The sequence below is a fragment of the Bradyrhizobium canariense genome, assembly GCF_900105125.1.
GTDB classification, from domain to species: Bacteria; Pseudomonadota; Alphaproteobacteria; order Rhizobiales; family Xanthobacteraceae; genus Bradyrhizobium; species Bradyrhizobium canariense_A.
Window position 1 is genome coordinate 1,252,543 of the sequence record NZ_LT629750.1, and the last position, 17,212, is coordinate 1,269,754.

The 17,212-nt window shown below is 61.6% G+C and carries 14 protein-coding genes and 1 tRNA gene; 8 read left to right on the top strand and 7 right to left on the bottom strand.

Annotation, left to right across the window (positions count from 1 at the left end):
• Positions 1–217: 217 nt before the first annotated feature.
• Together BLV09_RS06235 and BLV09_RS06240 are read left to right on the top strand one after the other, a co-directional pair.
• On the top strand, positions 218–706 hold the full coding sequence (locus BLV09_RS06235; protein WP_146686659.1) for a hypothetical protein: 489 nt from the start codon (positions 218–220) through the stop codon (positions 704–706).
• Between the two features lie 125 nt (positions 707–831).
• Positions 832–1,170 carry a hypothetical protein gene (locus BLV09_RS06240; RefSeq protein WP_146686660.1) on the top strand — a complete coding sequence of 113 codons (339 nt, stop codon included), beginning with the start codon at positions 832–834 and terminating at the stop codon, positions 1,168–1,170.
• A gap of 189 nt (positions 1,171–1,359) precedes the next feature.
• On the opposite strand, the gene BLV09_RS06245 is transcribed toward BLV09_RS06240, so the two are convergent.
• From BLV09_RS06245 to BLV09_RS37915, 3 genes are all read right to left on the bottom strand, one after another.
• Positions 1,360–1,435, bottom strand: a tRNA-Lys gene (locus tag BLV09_RS06245).
• Positions 1,436–1,583: 148 nt separating this feature from the next.
• Positions 1,584–4,262: a glycosyltransferase gene (locus BLV09_RS06250; protein WP_146686661.1), complete on the bottom strand. Its 2,679-nt coding sequence runs from the start codon at positions 4,260–4,262 to the stop codon at positions 1,584–1,586.
• Positions 4,263–4,446: 184 nt separating this feature from the next.
• Complete coding sequence (locus tag BLV09_RS37915; RefSeq protein WP_146686662.1) at positions 4,447–5,049, bottom strand: beta-1-3, beta-1-6-glucan biosynthesis protein; 603 nt, start codon at positions 5,047–5,049, stop codon at positions 4,447–4,449.
• 234 nt (positions 5,050–5,283) lie between these two features.
• On the opposite strand from BLV09_RS37915, the gene BLV09_RS06260 reads away from it, so the two are divergent.
• Positions 5,284–6,909: a beta-(1-6) glucans synthase gene (locus BLV09_RS06260; RefSeq protein WP_100381893.1), complete on the top strand. Its 1,626-nt coding sequence runs from the start codon at positions 5,284–5,286 to the stop codon at positions 6,907–6,909.
• Here the strand turns inward: BLV09_RS06260 and BLV09_RS06265 are convergent.
• Together BLV09_RS06265 and BLV09_RS06270 are read right to left on the bottom strand one after the other, a co-directional pair.
• A complete protein-coding gene (locus tag BLV09_RS06265; protein ID WP_100381892.1) occupies positions 6,869–7,249 on the bottom strand; it encodes a hypothetical protein in 381 nt (126 codons plus the stop codon). The genes BLV09_RS06260 and BLV09_RS06265 overlap by 41 nt on opposite strands.
• 127 nt (positions 7,250–7,376) lie before the next feature.
• Complete coding sequence (locus BLV09_RS06270) at positions 7,377–8,819, bottom strand: hypothetical protein (RefSeq protein ID WP_146686663.1); 1,443 nt, start codon at positions 8,817–8,819, stop codon at positions 7,377–7,379.
• Positions 8,820–8,987: 168 nt separating this feature from the next.
• Between BLV09_RS06270 and glmU the strand changes: the two genes are divergently transcribed.
• From glmU to BLV09_RS06285, 3 genes are all read left to right on the top strand, one after another.
• Entirely contained in the window at positions 8,988–10,346 is a 1,359-nt protein-coding gene (gene glmU, locus BLV09_RS06275; protein WP_146686664.1) for a bifunctional UDP-N-acetylglucosamine diphosphorylase/glucosamine-1-phosphate N-acetyltransferase GlmU, read from the top strand.
• 138 nt (positions 10,347–10,484) lie between these two features.
• Entirely contained in the window at positions 10,485–12,311 is a 1,827-nt protein-coding gene (glmS, locus tag BLV09_RS06280; RefSeq protein WP_100381889.1) for a glutamine--fructose-6-phosphate transaminase (isomerizing), read from the top strand.
• Positions 12,312–12,514: 203 nt separating this feature from the next.
• Positions 12,515–13,288, top strand: coding sequence for a DUF502 domain-containing protein (locus BLV09_RS06285; RefSeq protein WP_146686665.1), 774 nt, complete (start codon positions 12,515–12,517; stop codon positions 13,286–13,288).
• 119 nt (positions 13,289–13,407) lie between these two features.
• Here the strand turns inward: BLV09_RS06285 and recG are convergent, their stop codons facing one another.
• Positions 13,408–15,516, bottom strand: coding sequence for an ATP-dependent DNA helicase RecG (gene recG / locus BLV09_RS06290; protein WP_146686666.1), 2,109 nt, complete (start codon positions 15,514–15,516; stop codon positions 13,408–13,410).
• A 159-nt stretch (positions 15,517–15,675) separates the two neighbouring features.
• Between recG and BLV09_RS06295 the strand changes: the two genes are divergently transcribed.
• Both BLV09_RS06295 and BLV09_RS06300 read left to right on the top strand, forming a co-directional pair.
• On the top strand, positions 15,676–15,960 hold the full coding sequence (locus BLV09_RS06295; protein WP_197685027.1) for a type II toxin-antitoxin system RelE family toxin: 285 nt from the start codon (positions 15,676–15,678) through the stop codon (positions 15,958–15,960).
• On the top strand, positions 15,957–16,214 hold the full coding sequence (locus BLV09_RS06300; RefSeq protein ID WP_244548978.1) for a type II toxin-antitoxin system Phd/YefM family antitoxin: 258 nt from the start codon (positions 15,957–15,959) through the stop codon (positions 16,212–16,214). Before BLV09_RS06295 ends, BLV09_RS06300 begins: the two co-directional genes overlap by 4 nt.
• 36 nt (positions 16,215–16,250) lie before the next feature.
• Here the strand turns inward: BLV09_RS06300 and BLV09_RS06305 are convergent, their stop codons facing one another.
• The gene (locus tag BLV09_RS06305) at positions 16,251–16,817 is read right to left on the bottom strand and encodes a DUF3800 domain-containing protein (RefSeq protein WP_146686667.1); all 567 of its coding nucleotides are present in this window, start codon (positions 16,815–16,817) and stop codon (positions 16,251–16,253) included.
• Positions 16,818–17,212: the final 395 nt, after the last annotated feature.

Below are 17,212 nucleotides of genomic sequence, written 5' to 3' on the forward strand. Positions count from 1 at the left end.
CGCCGTGCTCGGGCCGCCTATGGTTCCACACGCAGCGATCTTGATTTATCCCGCGGTCGCGTTGGCCTTGATCGTGCTTTATGTCGTTTTCAGCGTGGCCGTGGAGCGTACGCCTGGCTGTTTGGCGATCGTCCTCATTGTTGGTTTGATAGTTGCCTACTTCGCATTCCGCTCATGACGCCTGAGCTGAACGGGGCAGCATAGCATAGGACAACGGATGGCAACCTATTTCCACGTCTCAACGACCGATCTCGTTGCCGGTACGGTTCTTCAGCCCGGCAATTGGGGTGATCGAACACGCCACTTCATCGATGGTCGCTCCCCAGGCACTGTCAAAGATGCTCTTATTTTAACTTGGGAGGCGACACTTGAAGCCACTCGCTTGCTCGCAAACACCGCGGCGCCGAGCCGTCTAAATTGCGTTTTTGCATGTGGACAGATGGAGGATGCCGTCACATTTCGCGATGGATATCGGCAGGGCGCTGCGATCTACGAGATCGAAGCACCGGACGGCACACCGGTCCATGTCGGCGACTTCAGCCTAATTTCGGTTGGACGGCCTGGCACAATGATTGATGTGTGGGTGGTCGGCTCAGCAAGCTATTGGCGCGACCCACCTGCCGGACTGAAGGAGGTGCTAATCGGCGGCCCAGTCACCGTAATTAAGAAGTGCGGGGCGGACGGTAAGGCCGAGGATCGGCGATAGACGGAATCCGACGCCGGAACCTGCATTGACCTAACATTTGCAATCGCTACGGCATAAGCGATGAATGCATGCCGTTCGCACCAACAAAGCAGCCGTTTGCGCTACCACTCGCAGCAAAGTTAGCAATGGCACGCGTCTATTTGTTAATGCAGACGCGCGCTCGCGTTCGGCCCGTCGTTTCCGGGATCTGGTTCAAAGCTTCGAAGCCGAATTTGACGGCGATCTTTGAGGCGGATCGTTCTCTGATCCGGCAAGCGGCGACCTTGCTGCTCAAGTCGGAACAGATGCAGGAAGCCGTAGTACGCGGCGAGCCCGTCGACTCCGACTCGCTCATTCGCATGGCGAGCACCGTCAAGCGAGTTCTAGCGGCGATCAGCGCCAAGTCGGCAAGACGCAAACCTACGGCTCCGACGGTCGCTGATTATTTAGCGCCCAAGGCCGCGGAGAACCTAAGCGACGCCTAGATGCGCGCGTTGAGCGGACACCGGACCACCTCGGCACTGCTGAGATACGCGCAAACCTCCACGCAGCAGCGCCGCATCGGAGCACGACTGAGACGAAGCGCCAGAACGAAAGGTGGGCAAACGTCGGAATGAGCAGGTGACGTAGTGTCGGAATGACACGAACACCACTGGCTAAATGCTTGATTTACATGGTGAGCGCGGAGGGACTCGAACCCTCGACCCCATGATTAAAAGTCACGTGCTCTACCGCCTGAGCTACGCGCTCACTCGCCGCGCTGTGTAGGGGCGCGGCGGTTGCGGGTCAATAGCTGACCGCACTGCAATTCCGCGGCAGGAACAACCCGGTTTTCAAGATATCGCAGGCATTTAGCGGCGAATCTTCAAGCCGGTCGGGCCGACAAATCCACGGCCAATCAATTGACCTCGCGATGAATGTCAGAAGTGACCGGCGGGGAGGCGCCGATCGCCGTCGGCATCGTAACGGGCCGCAGCCCGATCAGTTCCGCCGTACGCACCGCGCTGTTGCGCCAGAACGCAAACGCGTTGAGCCGCGAGGTTTCCAGCGTGGCGATCGCGACCGCGGACAGGAAGGGCAGGCTTTCCAGCACCAGCACGGCGGCGAACACATAGATTTCGCGGACCTGCTTGGAATTGTTCATGACCACCAGCACCACGGCGCCAACCAGCAACAGCACGCCGATGACGGCTTCCCAGAACGCCTGGAACTCGATCGACATCCGCGACAAGCCGCCCTTGGAGGTGCGGGCAAATGGCAAATGCTCGGTGATGAGGCCTTGAGCCACGGCGCGGGATACCGTCCACTGCACCGACATCGCCGCGATCATGGCGCCCAGCATCTGCCCGGCTTTGATGTGTACCCGCAGCCGATACAGCACCAGGAAGTGCACCAGCGAGACCACGAACGCAGCGATAATCGGCAGGGTCAGGATCTTGTCGGGGATGGCAATGTCGGCAAAAGCGACGATCGGCACCCAGATCAGGTTCAGGATGGCGACCAGCACGCCCAGGCTTTCGGCCCCCAGCCAGTTCAGCCAGCCCAGCGTGAATTCGCGGCGCTGATCGGGCGACAGCCGGCTTGCGCCCGGCAGGAAGCGGCGCCAGTGCTTCTTGACGATCTGGAAGCCGCCGTAGGCCCAGCGATGGCGCTGCTTCTTGTAGGCCTCGTAGGTATCGGGCAGCAGGCCGTGGCCGTAGCGGGTGTTGGTGTAATGCGTCAGCCAGCCGTGCTCGATGATCGCAAGCCCGAGGTCGGTGTCCTCGCAGATGGTATCGCCGGCCCAGCCGCCGGCCATGTCCATCGCCGCGCGCCGGATCAGGCACATCGTGCCGTGGACGATGATGGCGTTGGCCTCGTTGCGCTGGACCATGCCGATATCGAAGAACCCGGCATATTCGCCGTTCATGATGTAGTGCATCAGCGAACGGTCGCCGTCGCGATGATCCTGCGGCGCCTGCATCAGGCCGACGCGCGGATCGGCGAAAACCGGCACCAGCTCCTTTAGCCAATTCGGCTGCACGACATAATCCGCGTCGATGATGCCGATGATCTCCGCGTCAGCGGCGGTGCGATCCATGGCGATGCGCAAGGCGCCAGCCTTGAAGCCCTTGACCTGCTCGGCGTTGATGAACTTGAAGCGTTCGCCGAGCGCGCGGCAGTGATCCTGGATCGGCTGCCAGAATTCGGGATCCGGCGTGTTGTTGATGATCACGACGCATTCGAAGTTCGGGTAATCCAGCCGGGAAATCGCATCAAGCGTTTGCTTCAGCATTTCCGGCGGCTCGAAATACGCCGGGATATGGATCGAGACTTTAGGGAAGGTGGTGGCGTTGCCTGCAACGGCCAGCCCTTCGGAGTGTCCGTTGACGAGCAGGCGGCGCGGGCTGCGGCCAAGGGCAATGGCGGCGATTTCCTCGATCCGCGCCATCGCGATCAGCACCAGCGGAACCAGCAGGATCAAGCCCAGCGTCAAGGCAAAGGCCGAGCCGAATACGAAATAATGGTCGGTCCAGTAGGCGAACACCGTCGCAACCCAGGCGCCGACGCCGTTCGCCGCCGCCGACAGCACCAGCGACTGCATCACCGTCGGACGGTTGAGGCGAAGAATCGGCAGTGACAGCAGGATGCCGACAAGGAGCGCTACGGCCGCAAGCTTCCAGTAGTTCTCGTTGACGACCGGGCCGGTCCAGGAAAATTTCGGTTCGCGCGCGGCATTCAGAATGCCCCAATAGGGACCGACGCCACCTTCAAAGAATTTCCAGGGCTGATCGATCGCTTCGACGATGTTGTATTCCATGCCGATCGCCTCGGCGCGGGATACGAAGTTGCGCAACACCACGGCCTGCTCGAACGGGCCAGGATCGGCGTTGCGCAGGTTGTAACCCTGGCTTGGCCAGCCGAACTCGGCGATCATGATCCGCTTGCCGGGAAACTTGTCGCGCAGCAGCTGGTAGATATAGACGGCCTGATCGACCGCCTGCGTGTCGGAGAAATTTTCCCAATAGGGCAGCACGTGCGCGGCGATGAAGTCGACCGAATATGCGAGCTGTGGATTGTCACGCCAGATATTCCAGATCTCACCCGTCGTGACCGGCACATTGACGGATTTCTTGACCCGCTTGATCAACTCGATGAGGTCATCGACCTTTTGCTCGCCGCGATAAATGGTCTCGTTGCCGACCACGATACCGATGACGTTGCTGTTGCGCTTGGCGAGGTTGATGGCCGACTGGATCTCGCGTTCGTTGCGGTCGGCGTTCTTGTCGATCCACGCGCCGACAGTGACCTTGAGCCCGAATTCGGCTGCGATCGGCGGCACCATTTCGACGCCGCCGGTCGACGAGTAAAGCCGGATCGCCCGCGTCATCGTCGACAGCTTTTTCATGTCGGCGCGGATTTTGTCGGCGTTGGGAATGTTGTCGACGTCGGGATGCGCCGTTCCCTCGAACGGGGCGTAGGACACGCTCGGCAGCAGACCCGTGAAGTCGGGGGCCTGTTCCTTGTCCCTGAAAATGCCCCATAGGCCCGCGTGGACGGCGGTCACGAACAACAGAACGGCGACGACGGCGCGCATCGGGACTAAACCATACGGGGCCAATATGCCACGGACACGGATCCGTCCCCGAGATCCGACCGAGTCAGCGGCAAACCAAACATATCTCTGCCACGCGATTTAACAACTCTTATGACGGCATGGCGTTTTGAGGGCCGGAAGCCTCAAACCGACAAATTTTCAAAGGGTTCGACGGTGGCCCGATCTATTTCGCCGGCGCAGGCGCTGGCGCGGGTGTGGCGGCCGGCGGCGGCGCGGCGGGAGCTGGCGCAGCCGGGGTAGCGGTCGCGGCACCCGCCGTCGTGGGCGCGGCGGGTGTAGCGGCCGCAGCCGCCTGAGGCTGTGCAGCCGGATTGATCCAGCAGCCATGGACGTGGATGTTAAGGGAGTCCGGAACCTTGGAATCGATCTGACCGCCGAACCGGGTCAGGCAACGGAATGCCGCCTGAATATGCCCGCCGGGACAACCAAAACGGTCGTAAAGATCGAGGTGGCGAAAGGCCGTATCGAGATCGTCGAGCCACATCAGTCGCACGACGCGGCGGCCGAGCCAGACGCATTCCGGATTTCCGGCCGGACCGTTGATGACCTGCGCCGCTTCGGCGAATTCGTCGGTCTTGTGCTGATTATTGTCCTTGGCGGCATCAGCGGGCTGGGTCGCGTTCGGAGCCGCTTTGCCCTGTTGATCCTGCGGATGGGCATCACCGCTCTGGGCGGCAGCACTTCCAGCGCCAATAAGCAGTGCGAGTCCGGCGACGGCGAGGTGACGTAAAACCGCATTCTGAAGCTGAAGCACCCGTCGACGCATAAATTCCCCGATTTGTTGCCTGCCGGTGGTCAGCTCTGGCTGGTTTTTGATGCCGTCCAAATAGGTCCCCAATGCGGCGGAGACACGCCCGGATTCCCATGACGGACATTTCGGATTTTGTCCAGCAAACTCACAACTTTATCGCGTTGTGGTAAAGCCGCGGCACGATTTCCACACATCGTGGTCTTGCGCACCCCGGCCGTGACCGGCTAATCGACGGGCCTCGCCCGGAGGATGGAACCGATTTCTCTTCGTACGCCGCTGGCGCTTCTCCTGATATCCCTAGGTGCGATTGCCGCGGTGTGGTGGTGGCTGGCCACGCCGATTACCTTGGCGCGCGCGCCGATCGATCCCGCCGCCAAGCTCCAATGCGTGTCCTACGCGCCGTTCCGTGGCCTGCAGACGCCGCTGCAGTCGACCACGCGCGTTCCGGCCGAGCAGATTGCGCAGGATTTGGCGCAACTCGCCAAAATAAGCGATTGCGTGCGAACCTATTCGATCGAAAACGGGCTCGATCAGGTTCCGGGGCTTGCCGCGAAAGTCGGTCTCAAAGTCATTCAGGGAATCTGGCTCGGCAGCGACCGTTTCAAAAACCTGGCGCAGGTTTCGACCGTGATCGGCCTGACCAAGCAATACCCCGATGTCATCACCGCCGTCGTGGTCGGCAATGAAGTGCTGCTGCGGGGCGAGATGACCGCATCCGATCTGGCGGCCATCATTCGTTCGGTCAAATCGCAGGTGACCGTTCCCGTCACCTATGCCGACGTCTGGGAGTATTGGCTGCGTAATCGGGAGATCTATGACGCCGTCGATTTCGTCACGATCCATATCCTGCCGTATTGGGAGGACTTCCCGATCCGCGCCAAATACGCGGCCGCCCATGTCGACGCCATCCGCAAGCAGGTGGCGGTGGCGTTCCCCGGCAAGGAAATCCTGATCGGGGAAACCGGCTGGCCGAGCGAGGGACGGATGCGCGCCGGCGCGCTGCCATCGCGGACCAATCAGGCGCGGGTTGTTTCCGAGATTCTCGCGATGGCGAAGCAGGAGAATTTCCGCGTCAATCTGATCGAAGCCTACGACCAGCCCTGGAAACGCCAGCTCGAAGGAACGGTCGGCGGATATTGGGGCCTGATCGATTCGGTGCAGCGCGCGCTGAAATACCCGCCTGGTGAAGCCATCAGCAATTATCCGTTCTGGAAATGGCAAATGGGATGCGGAATGGCGTTGGCCGTCTTCGTGTTCTGCGCGGGCTGGCTCACCCTGCGCCGGCGGCCCTGGACGCCGCGCCTTGCGTCCTGGATCGCGGTCGCAATCTCCGCCACCACGGCCGGAATTCTGCTCGGCGTCGCCTCTGACAAGATGTTCTACGAAAGCTATGGCTTCGGCGGCTGGCTTCGATGGGGCGCGCTGCTCGCCGCAGGGATCGCCTCGCCCATGCTTTGCACCAATGCGCTGATGTCGGGGCGGCCGCTGCCGACCTTTCTCGAACTGCTTGGCCCGCGTGATGGCAGGATCAGGTCGGCATTGCCGATTATCCTGGGAGTGGTGCTCGTCGTGACCACGTTGATCGCGGCGGAAACCGCCCTCGGGTTTGTGTTCGACCCGCGTTACCAGGATTTTCCGTTTGCCGCGCTGACCATGGCCGTGGTGCCGTTCCTGACCCTGACACTGCTCAATCGCCCGCAGCAGGGCGTGCGCCCGATCGCGGAGGCCGTCTTTGCCGGCCTGCTGGCGGTATCGGTGCTCTATACGGCGTTCAACGAAGGGCCGGACAATTGGCAGTCGCTGTGGACCTGCGCGGTGTATTTCCTGCTGGCGCTTACGCTGTGGCAGGCGCGGGCCGTGCAAATCCCAAAATAAGCAGACCGATCGCCAGACCCGACAGGGCGATATTGTAGAGCACGATGCCAAATCCGGCCGCGATCAGACCGCCCGTGAGCAAAACGATCGATGGCCGGATGACGTGCAGCGTCGCGATGACGAGCGCCACGATCCCGAACACCGAATTGCGGAACAGCGACGTCGCCAGCACGCGCGTCTTGCACAGCATGGTCTGCAAACCGGCATCGCATGCCAGCGCCACGGTCGAGAATTCGATCGCGAGATAGCGCAAATACAACGCGTAGCCGATGGTGACGAAACCGACGACCAATAGCCATTGGACCTGATAGGGCGTCAGCCGGAAGGGCGTTTTTTTCATCGGGTGACTATGATCGGGAATGCGCCAAGGGACAACCCGGCTCCGATCGCGGCGCTCACGATTTCCACGAAATCACATCAAAAATCCGCGGCAAGGCGTTGCAGTAACACCCCTTATCAGATTGCGGCTATCGCCTGCTGAAGAATGATGACAGCGTGCTGGGTTCAGGTTTCGGGGGAGCCACTTCGACGACTGGGGCCGGCTTCTTCGGATAGTCCCGATGGCGTGAGTAATAACGCCTGGTTGAACCGGGCTTCGCTGCCGGCGGCTTGTCGGAATCGGGTTGGGCCAGCTCCGACTGTGCAGAATCGGATTTCCCGGAATCAGATCTGGCCGAACCAGCATCTGCAGAAGCGGACGCATCCTCAGCCTTCATGGCAAGGCGCTGGCCGTCATATACCGTGGTCTCGCAGGGCCGCTCATGTTCTGAAATGGTGGCGCAGATCTTGGCTGCAGCAGCGGCATCGTTGAGCGGTCCGGCGACCAGTCTGAGCTGCATGCCAAGACCGTTATTGCTTTCCTTGATCATGATGATCGGTTGCAACGCCGCCAGCGGCGCGTTCGATCGCGATTTGAGCAATCCCCGCCACAATGCGCGCAAACCGCCGACCGAATTCGCGCCGCCGACATCCACCCCAAATTCAGTCCGGTTGACGGCAATTTGAGGAGGCGCCGAGTGCGCTGCATCCGGCGCTTTCTTTTCCTTCTCGTCGGGAGCCGCTGAGGCAACCACTTCCGGCGCGGGTTTGACCGCAGCGGTCTTCGCTGGCGTCTGGTCGATCGGTTTTGCAGCGGTCTTCTCAGGCGTCGGCGGTTCGATCAGCTTTGGGGCTGCTGGATCGGGCGGACCCATCATCGATTTCGATGCCATCAGCGGCGCCGGCGGCGCGGCATTTGTCGATGGCTGCGTATTTGCCGTAGTTGTCGGTTGCGACGGATTTTGCGTCGGTTGCTGTTTCTCTGATGTCGCAGGTGTCGCGGCTGCGACCGTCATGGCGGGAGGCTGAGGAGGCTTGACCTCAGCTAGCGGCTTTTCCGGTGCGGCGGCCGGCGCCGCTACCGGAGCCGTCACAGGGGCAGGCGCGGGTGCAGGGTTCTGCGCGACCGCTGGCGGCGAGGGGGCCGCTGCGGGAGCGGGTGGTGCAACTGGCGGCGTAGCCTGCGGAGCGGCTGCGACCACATTTTGCCGCGCGATCGATCCGGTTACCGAATCGAGCCCCTGTTCCAGAACGGTGACGCGGGCGTAGAGCCGGTCCCGATCGCCGTTGAGCGTGTCGATGGCGGAGGCGAGCCGTCGCGTCTCGTTCTGGCTTTCCTTGGCGACCGACTGGATTTGCTGCGACTGGCGCGCCATGTCCACGGCTGCGGTCTCGTCGTGCCGCAATCTTATGGATGACTGGTTGGCGAGCACAGCGATGATCACGGCGCCGACCGAGGCAGCGCCCCACGTCCCCAGCCGTAATAGCGCGCGCCGGTCGAGATGTTCCTCCTCGGCCAAAAAACCGGTCAGCATGCCGCCCGTGTTTTGCGTACCGCGGCCGCCAGCCGGCTTGTCGCTATTTTTCGCCATACGACTTATTCGGCCCTCCCGGGGCCCCCGCCGAATCACAGATGGAGATTAACAGGAAATGCGCCGCGATCCTGAATTCCGGCGTTTTTCGGGTGAGCCGGTTTCCCCTCCGCGCCAAAACGCTTTATGACGGCGGCGTAACTCTTGGCCCGAAATGCAAGGATTCGGATGACCGCTCGATCCAGCCTGACTGTCGTGCTCGCCGCCGGTGAGGGCACGCGCATGCGATCCGCGATACCGAAGGTCCTGCATCCGGTCGCCGGCCAGTCGCTGCTGGCGCATGTGCTTAGTGCCGCCCCTGACGGAGCCGGCGCCTCGCTGGCCGTGGTGGTGGGGCCGGATCATGAGGCGGTGGCGCTGGAAGCGAGACGTGCGCGCGGCGATGCCGTGACATTCGTTCAGCGTGAGCGGCTCGGCACCGCGCATGCGGTGCTGGCGGCCCGCGACGCCATTGCGCGCGGCGCAGACGATCTCCTGGTCGCATTCGGCGATACGCCGCTGATTTCGGCGGAGACGTTCGCGCGTCTGCGCGCACCATTGAAAAACGGCGCGGCGCTTGCCGTGCTGGGCTTTCGCGCCGCCGATCCCACCGGTTACGGCCGGTTGGTGGTCGAGGGCGATCAGTTGGTGGCGATCCGCGAACAAGCCGACGCCAGCGCCGAGGAGCGCAAGATCACGCTCTGCAATGCCGGTGTCATGGCCTTCGACGGCCGCAGGGCGCTGGAAATCATTGAAAAGATCGGTAACGCCAACAGCAAGCGCGAGTATTATCTGACCGATGCCGTAACGATCGTTCGAAGCTTGGGATTGGAGGCCGTTGTGATCGAAACCAGCGAGGATGAAGTGCGCGGCATCAACACCAAAACCCAGCTCGCCGAAGCCGAGCAGGTCATGCAAACGCGGTTACGCAAGGCTGCGCTCGAGGCCGGCGTCACGATCATTGCGCCCGAGACGGTTTACCTCGCCGCCGACACCACATTCGGGCGCGACGTGACCATCGAGCCGTTTGTGGTGATCGGTCGAGGCGTCTCGATCGCCGACGGCGCGGTGATCCATTCATTTTCCCATATCGTGCAGGCGTCGATCGGCAAGAACGCCTCGATCGGTCCCTACGCGCGCTTGAGGCCCGGGACATCGCTGGGCGAGGGCGTGCGGATCGGTAATTTCGTCGAGACCAAGGCCGTAGAGCTCGAAGCAGGCGTCAAGGTCAATCACCTCTCTTACATCGGCGATACCCATATCGGCGCTAACGCCAACATCGGCGCGGGCACCATCACCTGCAACTATGACGGCATCAGCAAGCACAAGACGGAAATCGGCGCCGGCGCGTTCGTGGGCACCAATTCGTCGCTGGTGGCGCCGGTGAAAATCGGCCGCGGCGCCTATATCGGATCGGGCTCGGTGATCACCCGCGATGTCCCCGACGATGCGCTGGCCGTGGAACGCAATCAGCAGAACAATCGCGAGGGCGGGGCCAAGCGCTACCGCGAGCTGAAAACGCGCAACAAGAAGCCGAAGGGCGGTTAACGGCAGTCTTGTTAAGCCTTCCGCTTAACGCTGTCTCAATCCGCAATAATTATTGAGTATCTGGGCCTTTGCGATTCTCGTTAAGAGAAGCTGGCGCCGTTTCGGCAATTTTCGTTCGATTTGGAGATATTGATCCGCATGTGCGGCATTGTCGGCATTCTGGGACGCGCTCCAGTGGCGGAGCAACTGGTGGATTCGCTCAAGCGCCTTGAATATCGCGGCTATGATTCCGCTGGCGTCGCAACGCTGGAGGGCGATCATCTCGACCGGCGGCGCGCCGAAGGCAAGCTCAGGAATCTCGAAGCCCGGCTGAGAGCCGAGCCGCTCTCCGGCCATAGTGGCATCGGTCATACGCGCTGGGCCACCCATGGCAAGCCGAACGAGAGCAACGCGCATCCGCACGCGACCGACAATGTCGCCGTGGTCCACAACGGCATCATCGAGAATTTCCGCGAACTGCGCGAGAAGCTCGAAAAGCAGGGTGCGAAATTCACCAGCGAAACCGACACCGAAGTCGTCGCGCATCTCGTCAATTCCTACATCCTCAAGGGAGCCTCGCCGCAGGAGGCAGTAAAAGCGTCGCTGCCGCAATTGCGCGGCGCGTTCGCACTCGCGTTCCTGTTCAGGGGGCACAGTGATCTGATGATCGGCGCCCGCAAGGGCTCGCCATTGGCGATCGGTCATGGCGACGGCGAGATGTATCTCGGCTCCGACGCGATCGCGCTGGCGCCCTTCACCGACACCATCAGCTATCTCGAAGACGGCGACTGGGTGGTGCTGACGCGTGAAGTCGGCGTGATCTATGACGAGCATGGTGCGGTGGTGAATCGCGACGTGCTGAAATCCGGCGCCTCGTCATTTCTGGTCGACAAGGCGAATTATCGCCACTTCATGGCCAAGGAAATTCACGAGCAGCCCGAGGTGGTTGGGCACACGCTGGCGCGTTATATCGACATGGCGAGCGAACGCGTGAAACTGCCGCTCGAGCTGCCGTTCGATTTCAAGGACATCCAGCGCATTTCGATCGTTGCCTGCGGCACCGCGAGTTATGCGGGATACGTCGCCAAATACTGGTTCGAGCGGCTCGGCCGGATGCCGGTCGAACTCGACGTCGCCTCCGAATTCCGCTACCGCGAGGCTCCCTTGCGCAAGGGCGATCTGGCGATCTTCATTTCGCAGTCCGGCGAAACCGCCGATACCCTCGCCGCACTTCGCTACGCGAAGTCGCAGGGCGTGCACACGCTGTCCGTGGTCAACGTGCCGACGTCGACGATCGCGCGCGAAAGCGAGACCGTGCTGCCGACGCTGGCCGGACCCGAGATCGGGGTCGCTTCGACCAAGGCGTTCACATGCCAGCTGATGGTGCTCGCCTCGATCGCGGTTGCCGCAGGAAAGGCGCGCGGCGAATTGACCGACGCCGAGGAAGCTAAACTCGTGCACGGCCTGGTGGAAATTCCTCGCTTGATGGCCGCGGCGCTCGCAACCGAACCGCAGATCGAAAAACTGGCGCGCGAGATCGCGAAATGCCGCGACGTGCTCTATCTCGGCCGCGGCACCAGCTATCCTTTGGCGCTCGAAGGCGCGCTGAAGCTGAAGGAAATTTCCTACATCCACGCGGAGGGCTATGCGGCGGGCGAACTCAAGCACGGGCCGATCGCGCTGATCGACGAGAACATGCCGGTCGTGGTGATCGCGCCGTATGACCGGGTGTTCGAGAAGACCGTCTCCAACATGCAGGAGGTTGCGGCGCGCGGCGGCAACATCATTCTGATGACCGACGCCAAGGGCGCGGCGGAAGCGACCGTGGAGTCGCTGGTGACGATTGTATTGCCGGACATGGCCGCGACATTTGCGCCGATGGTCTATGCCGTACCGGTGCAATTGCTGGCCTATCATACCGCTGTCGTCATGGGCACCGACGTCGATCAGCCCAGAAACCTCGCTAAATCGGTAACGGTCGAATAAGCCTGTCCGCGAAGGAGGGCATGATCCCAAGAAATCGGGAGCCGATTTTTTGGCAAAGATCACGGCTAAACAGATAGATAAGCCGGGAGTCTGATCCAGCGAATCCGGATTAAGACCGGCGCTGCGGCTACGCTGGGTCTTCAAAAGTCAGCTAGAATGGCTTAGCTGAGTAGTTGCCGCTCCGATTGACCCCTGGGAACCCGATGAACCGCGACGATCTAACCCCGACCGTGCCACCGGCGGAACTCCCACCGGCTGCCCCGCGGGGCTTCACCGCCCGATTCCGGAACTACTTCCTGACCGGGCTGATCGTGGCCGGTCCGATCGCGATCACCTTCTACCTGACCTGGTGGTTTGTGACCTGGGTCGATGGTTTGGTGCGGCCCTTTGTTCCCGTCGCCTATCGCCCGGAAACCTATCTGCCGTTTGGTCTGCCGGGTTCCGGGCTCGTCGTCGCCGTGATTGCGCTGACCCTGCTGGGCTTTCTGACCCACAATTTGATCGGGCGGACGCTGGTCGATCTCGGCGAGAAATTACTCGGCCGCATGCCGGTGGTGCGCGCGATCTATCGCGGCCTGAAACAGGTGTTCGAGACGCTGTTTTCGGGGCAAGGGTCGAGCTTTCGCCGGGTTGGCCTCGTCGAATTTCCCTCGCCGGGCATGTGGTCGATAGTGCTGATTTCGCAGGCGCCAAGCGTGGAGATCGCCAACAGCCTTCCGGGCCAGGAGGAGCACATCTCGGTGTTCCTGCCGTGTGCTCCGAACCCGACCACGGGCTTTTTCTTCTATGTGCCCAAGAGCAAGATCATCGAGGTCGAGATGAGCGCCGAAGACGCCGCGACCCTGATCATGTCCGCGGGCGTGGTGCAGCCCGGCTCCGATCAACAGAAGAAGGTCGCCGCGCTAGCCGGGATGGCGAATGCTGCGCGGGTCGCGAACGCGTCGACGCTGCAGCCGGTATCGGCGAAGGTGGATTGACGTAAGATTGTCGTTCCGGGGCGCGAATGAAATGAGCGAACCCGGAACCTCGAGATTCCCCGATGCGCAATTGCCCGCCTGAGGTCTGCGCTTCGCGCATCCCGGAATGACAGAGGCTATTACCCCGCTCCGATCAACGGCAACGCTTCGTCCCGCTCGAACAGATAGAGCAGGCATCGTAGCGCTTCACCACGTTCGCCCTTCAGTTTCGGATCGTCTTTCATGATGCGCAGCGCTTCGTCGCGCGCTTGCGTGATGAGCTGGCCGTGAACGTCGGGGCGCGCGATGCGATAACCGGGCAGGCCGCTCTGGCGGACGCCGAGCACATCGCCTTCGCCGCGCAGCCTCAGATCTTCCTCCGCAATTCGAAAGCCATCGGTGGTCTCCCGGATGACTTTCAGCCGCGCCGTGGACATCTCGTTCAGCGGTTCGCTGTAGAGCAGCAGACAGGTCGAGGCCTCGGAACCGCGGCCGATGCGGCCGCGCAATTGATGCAATTGCGCCAGCCCGAAGCGCTCGGCGTTTTCGATCACCATGATGGTTGCCGCGGGAACGTCGACGCCGACTTCGACCACGGTGGTCGCCACCAGCAGGCCGATATCATGGGCCGCGAACTGCGCCATCACGCGGTCCTTCTCGGTGCCCTTCATCTGGCCGTGCACCAGACCGACGCGATCGCCGAAGCGCTTTTGCAGGCTTTCGAATCGCTCGTTGGCGTTGGTCAAATGATCTGTGCCTTCCGCCTCGGACTCTTCCACGAGCGGACAGATCCAGTAGACCAGCTTGCCGGCCGACAGCGCGCGGCCGACGGCATCGATGACTTCCTCGAGGCGGCTATTCGGTACTGTGCGGGTGTCGATCGGCTGCCGTCCTGCCGGCTTTTCACGCAGTTCCGAGACGTCCATATCGCCGAAATAGGTCAGCACCAGCGTGCGCGGAATCGGCGTCGCGCTGAGCACCAGCACGTCGACGGCTTCGCCTTTGCCGGTCAGCGCCAGCCGTTCGCGCACGCCGAAACGGTGCTGTTCATCGACAACGGCCAGCGCGAGCGCCTTGAACACCACATCATCCTGGATCAGCGCATGTGTGCCGACCAGAAAATCGATCTCGCCGGCCGCAAGCTGTGCCAATATCTCGCGCCGCTCCTTGCCCTTTTCGCGGCCGGTGAGGATCGCCACGCGAAACCCGGCGCGTTCGGCCAGCGGCGTGATTGTCTTGATGTGCTGGCGCGCCAAAATCTCGGTCGGCGCCATGAGCGCGGCCTGCTTGCCGACTTCGGCGACGGCGGCGGCCGCAAGCAGCGCCACCACGGTCTTGCCCGATCCGACGTCGCCTTGCAGCAGCCTGAGCATGCGGATCGGCTGGCGCAGATCGTCAGAGATCGCGGCTGCCGCCTGTTGCTGTGACAGCGTCAACGCATAGGGCAGCGCGTCGATGATCTTGTTGCGCAAATGGCCGTCGCCGGCATGGCGGTCTCCCGCAGGGCGGCGCAACTGCGCGCGCACCAGCGCCAGCGCCAATTGGCCGGCCAGCAGTTCATCGAAGGCCAGCCGCGACCAGAACCGACCGTCGGGCAGGATATCGGTCATCTCAATCGGGATATGGACGCGGTTCAGCGCCTCGGCGATGTCAGGAAATTTGCAGCGCCGGACAATCTCCGGACTTATCCACTCGGGAAGACTGGGCAGCTTTTGCAGCGCCTGCGCCATCGCCCGCCGCAACGAGCCCAGCGCCAGTCCCTCGGTGAGCGGATAGACGGGATCGATGCCGGAGAGTTGTGCGAAAGCGGCCTCGTCCACGACGCGATCCGGATGCACGATTTGCGGCACTCCGTCGAACATCTGCAAGGTGCCGGAGACGTAGCGCTTGGCGCCGACCGGCAGCAGTTTCTCGACATAGCCCGGCTGCGCCCGGAAGTAGGTCAGCACCACATCGCCGGTATCATCGCTGGCATAGACCAGATGCGGCGCGCGCGAGCGTCCGGGCGGCGCCGGCCGATGGCGGTCCACAGTGACTTCCAGCGTCACGATGGTTCCGGCCACGGCCTCGCGGATTTTCGGCCGCGCACGGCGATCGATCACGCTCGAAGGCAGATGCAGCAAGAGATCGACCAGCCGAGGCGTCTCATCGCGGCCGAGCAGATAGCGGAATAGCTTGTCCTGCTTCGGCCCGACGCCAGTAAGGCTCGTGACCGGTGCAAACAGCGGGTTGAGCAGAGGAGGGCGCATCACAAAAGCCTAAGACCGTTTCCGCTCGTCATGCCCGGCTTTACGTCGGGCATCCACGTTTTTTTTTCGATCGCTGAGCGAACTAGGTCTGCAGTTGGCCGCGGAACAGCAGTTTGACGATCTCGAAATTCTGGCTATATTATAGCCAGAATGGCTTTCGTGATCGTCTTGGCCCCGGAGGCTGTCGAGGACTATAAGCGGCTGAGCGCGCGCGTACGGGCCGAGATACGGGCCGCGCTGGAAACGCATCTGCGGCACGAGCCGGAAAAACTGAGCCGAAGCCGGATCAAGCGATTGCGTGGACTCCGTCAGCCCCAATATCGGCTTCGCGTCGGCGATGTAAGAATATTCTATGATGTGACAGACACGACCGTCCAGGTTTTGGCGATCGTTTCCAAACAGGAGGCAAGCGTATGGCTCGCACAATTCGCAAATCCGGAGTGAAAGCGACCAAGGAAGTTGCACTGTCCGAGATCAAGGATGATTTATCCTGGTATCTTCGCCAAGCCGAAACGCAGGAGATCGTCATCACACGCCACGGCAAGCCGGCTGGCGTGCTGATCGGTTTCGAATCGGAGGAAGACTGGTTCGAGTATCGACTGCAAAACGATCCCCGCTTCTTGCATCGGATCGATCAAGCGCGCAGCAGTCTGCTTGCCGGACGCGGGCTGAAGCTGGAGGACATCGATTTGGAATAACCGGCGGCCATGACATGTTTACCGGTCAAGCCGCGCTTACGATCCGATCACAACATAATGGCGCGCGGTTCCGGCAAACCGCTCATGAGCTTGATATCGACGATGGATGTAGGACTTAACTTCGGCTGTATCTTCGGCAATAAGCATTGCGACTTCATCGGTATTTTCTAGCATCCAGCGTTCCACGCGACGGATCGCGGCGAAAAACGCGCCGGCAAAGGTCATCACTCTAATGTCCTTTTCCTTCAGGCCGGGGTTGACGTGGAGAAGCCATTGACGCACCGCGCCTCGGTTTTCATAGCCAACTACGATTGGCAGGCCGAACAGTGCGGGTATTTCGGCAAGTTCGCCGAGCAACGTCAGCCTTTTCTTTAGAGGCCATGTCGCGCGGGGAAAAAGCCCGTGACCGTGCCAAATATCCTTGGCGTGAAAGACGATTGGCGGACCGGAATGCTTGCGAAAATACTTCTTCGATAGTTGAGCAAAATGAGACTCCAAATCGCGCCAACGACGGTCGGGGTTCACGATTACGCCGGCCACGACTATAAATGGCTCCTGAGCCTCATTCGAAATCCCGGCTTCGTCCAAATAGACCAGTTGCATGAACGTATGTCCCTTCAACGGCTGACCGCTGATGCTCAAGGGACGGCGAATTGCGGATCATTTCCGCTCCCTTGCAACGGGAAGTCTATCCCGCTGGTTTTGTGACATACAATGCCCCCTTGCGGAGAGGGCATCTGACCGAAGGCCCCGGGCGTCCCTGCGCGTTGCGGCGGCGAGACCACCAGGCGTAAGCGCTGGAATACGGGGTCAAACCCGCGACGGCGGTTTCGATCGATGCCGCTGCCGCTGCTTTCGTCGGACGTGATTTGCCCGACGGGCTCCCACCAATGCGGCCTGTCCACCCCCATTTTCAAAAATATTCCTGTTCACGCCTGCCTCAAATCACCTCCATATCCGCCGCCGTCTCGTCCCACATGAGGGGCGGCTCGCGATCG